Origin of the sequence: Actinoplanes sp. NPDC051633 (genome assembly GCF_040681735.1) — a bacterium.
GTDB lineage: Bacteria > Actinomycetota > Actinomycetes > Mycobacteriales > Micromonosporaceae > Actinoplanes.
In genome coordinates, this window is record NZ_JBFAZH010000670.1 from 1 (window position 1) to 4,353 (window position 4,353).

At 68.7% G+C, this 4,353-nt stretch carries 6 protein-coding genes; all 6 read left to right on the plus strand.

Features of this window, described 5'->3' with window-relative positions:
- Nucleotides 1-198: hypothetical protein (locus tag AB0M20_RS29350; RefSeq protein WP_364303554.1), on the plus strand; the 198-nt coding region annotated here is incomplete at its 5' end.
- A 9-nt stretch (nt 199-207) separates the two neighbouring features.
- Nucleotides 208-933 (plus strand): WbqC family protein, encoded by a 726-nt coding sequence (locus AB0M20_RS29355; RefSeq protein WP_364303555.1) that lies wholly within the window; start codon nt 208-210, stop codon nt 931-933.
- Between the two features lie 533 nt (nt 934-1,466).
- Nucleotides 1,467-2,441: an ABC transporter substrate-binding protein gene (locus tag AB0M20_RS29360; protein WP_364303556.1), complete on the plus strand. Its 975-nt coding sequence runs from the start codon at nt 1,467-1,469 to the stop codon at nt 2,439-2,441.
- Nucleotides 2,442-2,462: 21 nt separating this feature from the next.
- On the plus strand, nt 2,463-3,230 hold the full coding sequence (locus AB0M20_RS29365) for an ABC transporter permease subunit (RefSeq protein WP_364303557.1): 768 nt from the start codon (nt 2,463-2,465) through the stop codon (nt 3,228-3,230).
- Nucleotides 3,227-4,051: an ABC transporter permease gene (locus AB0M20_RS29370; RefSeq protein WP_364303558.1), complete on the plus strand. Its 825-nt coding sequence runs from the start codon at nt 3,227-3,229 to the stop codon at nt 4,049-4,051. The genes AB0M20_RS29365 and AB0M20_RS29370 overlap by 4 nt, the downstream gene beginning before the upstream one ends.
- On the plus strand, nt 4,044-4,353 hold a 310-nt coding region (locus tag AB0M20_RS29375; protein WP_364303559.1), incomplete at its 3' end, for an ATP-binding cassette domain-containing protein. The genes AB0M20_RS29370 and AB0M20_RS29375, both read left to right, overlap by 8 nt.

The following is a 4,353-nucleotide window of genomic DNA, read 5'->3' on the forward strand; positions in this document are numbered from 1 at the left end:
TTCCATCCGACCTTCTACGTGGACATCAGCGACTTCCTGCCGATCAAGCTGGAGGCCCTGCGGATGCACGGGTCGCAGGTGCGCGAGGCGGTGTTCCACGGCAGCCCGGAGAGTCTGGAGCTGCAGTCGAAGTGCCGGGGGCGGGAGATCTCGGTCGACAGCGCCGAAGGGTTCGTGACGCTCAGGGCGGCCTTCTGAATGATGCGGGTGTCGGTCCACCAGCCGAACTTCCTTCCATGGCTGAGGTTGCTGGCGAAGGTGGCGGCCAGTGACGTCTGGGTCGCGTACGACAGCGTCCAGTTCACCCGCTCGGAGTTCCACGCCCGGCAACGCATCAAGGCGCGCGACGGGACGACCGCCTGGCTGACCGTTCCGGTCGTGCACACCGGCCGTCGCCAGATGCTGTGCGACGTGGCGATCTGCGAGGAGGAGGACTGGAGGTCCGCCCACCTGCGGACACTGCGACGGCACTACCGCTCGGCGGCGCACTTCGCCGAGGTCTTCGCACTGATCGAGGATGTGTACGGCCGCGGGCACAGCCGGCTCGTCGACCTCAACATCGACCTGATCCGGGCGATGTGCGAATACCTGGGCGCCGACGTGCGCATCGAGCGCGCGACCAACCTGCCGCATACCGGCGGCCGGACCGAGCGCTTGGTTCAGCTCGTGTCCGCCGCGGGCGGTGACAGCCATCTGACCAGCACCGTGGGCACCCGGCACGAATATGCCGACTGGTCGCTGTTCCGCGACGCCGGCATCTCGGTCTTCTATCAGCAGTTCGAGCACCCGGAGTACCCGCAGCTGCACGACGGCTTCATCAAGGATCTTTCCTCGGTGGACCTGCTGTTTTCCCGTGGCCGTCAGGCTGCCGGCCTGCTCCGCGAGGCGGCGCGCTTCCCGGCCCATGACACCGGCGCGGCCTCCCGCGCATGACGCGATGAGGTCGGGTCCCGACCTCCGAAGACCGGTCGCCGGATGCATCTCCATCCGGCGAGACCGAGGCTGTCGGCTGGCGGGTGGTGACCGTGCTCGACGCCGTCCGGGAACTGCGCGAGGCATCACTCGGCGTCACCGGCAGTCCGCGGGTGATCGCGATCGACGGCCGGGCGGCGCCGGCAAGACGACCCTGGCCGAGCGGCTCCGCACGGTGGTGCCTAACTCCGCCGTCGTGGTCCGGCTCGCATGGGCGGACACGTTGACAGCGGTGCGCCGGCCCAGTCGCGGATCGGCGCGGCCACCGCCCGCAAGCCCCTCCTCCAACTCCTGGTCCATCAGGGCCCAGCCTCGAGGAGCGCGGCGGCGCCCACACGACGTCGTTCAACGTATCCATGACGGGCGTCGGCATTTTCTTGACATTGGACGTATCGGGGTTGGACCATGACCGGACACGGTGGTGTGGTCCAGATCACGTCTCAGCTCCCGGGTTCCCACCGCACCCACCACAGCCGCCCAGGAAGGGCCCGTCCATGAAGAAGGTCACCGCTCTCTGCCTTGTCACCGGCCTCGCGATCGGCCTTACCGGATGCACGGATTCCGATGCCCCCACCCCGTCCGGCCAGGCCAGCGGCGAGCTCCGCCAGGTCCGCGTCGCGGCCCTCCCCATCACCGAGACCGCGGCACTCTGGGGCGGCATCAAGGCGGGCATCTTCTCCAAGCACGGACTCCAGGTCCAGGTGCTGCCCGCTCAGGGCGGCGCGCAGGCCATCCCGGCTCTGATCAACGGCGACATCGACTTCGCCGTCGGCCAGCCGTTCGGCCCGTTCCGGGCGGATCTGCAGAACCTCGGCGTCGTGATCGTCGGCAACTACGCGTCGTCCTACGCCGACGGTGACGACATCAACGCCGTCGTCGCCTCGAAGGCGTCCGGCATTACCCGGCCCGCCCAGCTCGCCGGGCGAAAGGTCGCGGTCAACAGCCTGGGCGCGGCCGGCGACGTCACGATCATGGCAGCGGTCGAGAAGGACGGCGGCGACCCGTCGAAGATCAAGTTCGTCGAGGTGGCCTTCCCGGACGCCCCGGCGCAGCTGGAGGCGGGCAATATCGACGCCGCCTGGGTGCCGGAACCCTTCGTCAGCCAGCTGCGCGGTCGCGGCGACAAGGTGGTGCTCGAGCCGTATCAAGCCACCATCCCCGGCCTGGCGACCCTCACCACGATCACCTCGGCCAAGCTGCGGGAGTCGGGCAGTGCTGTGGTCGCGGATTTCTCCGCGGCCATGAAGGAGACGCTGCAGTGGGCCCAGGATCCCGCCAACGAGAAGGCGGTCCGGCAGGCGATCAAGGACAACCTCAAGCTTCCGGAGGCGGTCGCCGACTCGGTGCGGCTCCCGCGGTTCGGCTGGGAGGTCGACCGGGCGAGCCTGACGTCCCTGGCCGAGCTCGCTCAGAAGTACGGCGTCCTCGACAAGCAGCCCGACTTCAATCGCCTCATCCAGCAGCAGTAGCCGGCCGATTTCGGGAGTGACATGCGCAAGGTGCTGCTGGGCGCCGCCGGCCTTCTGGGCTTCCTGGTCGTCTGGCAACTGATCCCGACGCTGGGACTGATCAGCGCGCAGTATCTGCCGTACGTCACCGACGTGGTCGCGCGGCTGCTCGAGGAGTTCCGCGACCTGGCGTTCTGGCGGAGGCTGGGGCTCACCATGACGTCGTGGGCGATCGGTCTGGGGGTGGCAACGCTCGGCGCGGTCGCCCTCGGAACGGTCGTCGGCCTCGTGCCGTTCCTGCGTCGCGCGACCCACACGATGGTCGAGTTCCTGCGCCCGATCCCGTCGGTGGCTCTCATCCCGCTCGCCGTGCTGATGTTCGGCCTGCAGATGCGGGCGGCGCTGGTCATCATCGTCTACGCGGCGTTCTGGCAGGTGTTCGTGCAGGTGATCTACGGTGTCGCCGATGTGGACACGGTCGCCCGGGACACCGCTCGGAGCTTCGGCCTGACGCGCCGCGAACACCTGACGTATCTCGTACTGCCGACCCTGCTCCCGTACCTGATGACCGGCCTGCGCCTCGCCGCGGCCGTGGCCCTCATCCTCGCCATCACCGCGGAGATGGTGATCGGTAATCCCGGCCTCGGGCGGATGATCGAGCTGTCCCGCTCCGCCGGGGACGCCGTCGGCCTGTACGCCCTGGTCGTGGTCACCGGGCTGCTCGGACTGCTGGTGAACCTGGTCTTCCGCTTCATCGAGCGTCGCTCGCTGGCCTGGCATCAGTCGGTGCGGGCCGAGGAGGCGCTGTGACCGCCTATTCCGGCAGTGCCGTGCCACGGTCGCGGCCGCGCGGCGTGGGGACCAGGATCGCCACGGACTTCGGCTACGCGCTCGGCTTCCCGTTCCTGGCCGTGGTGGTCTGGGGCATCTGGTCGACGAGATCGACGAATCGGTTCTTCGCCGGCCCGCTCGCCATCGGTGAGGCTTTCGCGGACACCTGGATCGGCCCGGCGCTTCTCGAGGACGTGCTGCCGAGTCTGTATCGGCTCGCCCTCGGCATCGCCGCGTCGATCGTCGCCGGCATCACCGCCGGCGTCGTCATCGGCCGGCTCCGCTGGCTGCGCGAACTGCTCGAGCCGCTGCTCGAGTTCTTCCGGGCCATTCCGCCGCCGGTGCTGATCCCGGTCGCGCTGCTCGTGCTCGGCATCACCGACACGATGAAGGTGGTCGTCATCGTCTCCGGCGCGGTGTGGCCGATCCTGTTGAACACCATCGAAGGCGTCCGGGCGACGGACAGCGTCATGACCGAGACCGCGGACTCGTTCCAGATCACGTGGTGGGAGCGGCTGTGGTTCCTCGTGCTGCCGGCGGCGAGCCCGCGGGTCATGACCGGCGTACGGCAGGGGCTCTCGGTCGCCCTCATCCTCATGGTCATCTCGGAGATGTTCGCCTCGTCCTCCGGTCTCGGCTACCGGATCGCCTACTTCCAGCGGAACTACCTGATCGCCGAGATGTGGAGCGGCATCCTGTTGCTCGGCCTGATCGGCGTCTTCCTCGCCGTGGTCTTCGGCTTCGTCGAGCGGCGGGTCCTGCGCTGGTACCACGGGATGAGAGAGGTGAACCGTGCCTGACCGGAGCACGCTGCTGAGGGTCGAGCACCTGCGGAAGGTCTACGCATCGCCGACCGGTGACGTCGAGGCGATCCGGGATGTCAGCTTCACCATGGACGCCGGTGAGCTGGTGTGCATCGTCGGACCGTCCGGGTGCGGCAAGACCACGCTCCTGAAATGCCTCGCCGGGCTGCTGCGGCCCACCAGCGGTCTCGTCGAGATGGACGGATCGTCGGTGACGGGCCCGAGCCCGGCCATGGCCGTGGTCTTCCAGGAGTACGGCCGCAGCCTGTACCCGTGGCTGACGGTCCGGGGCAACGTCG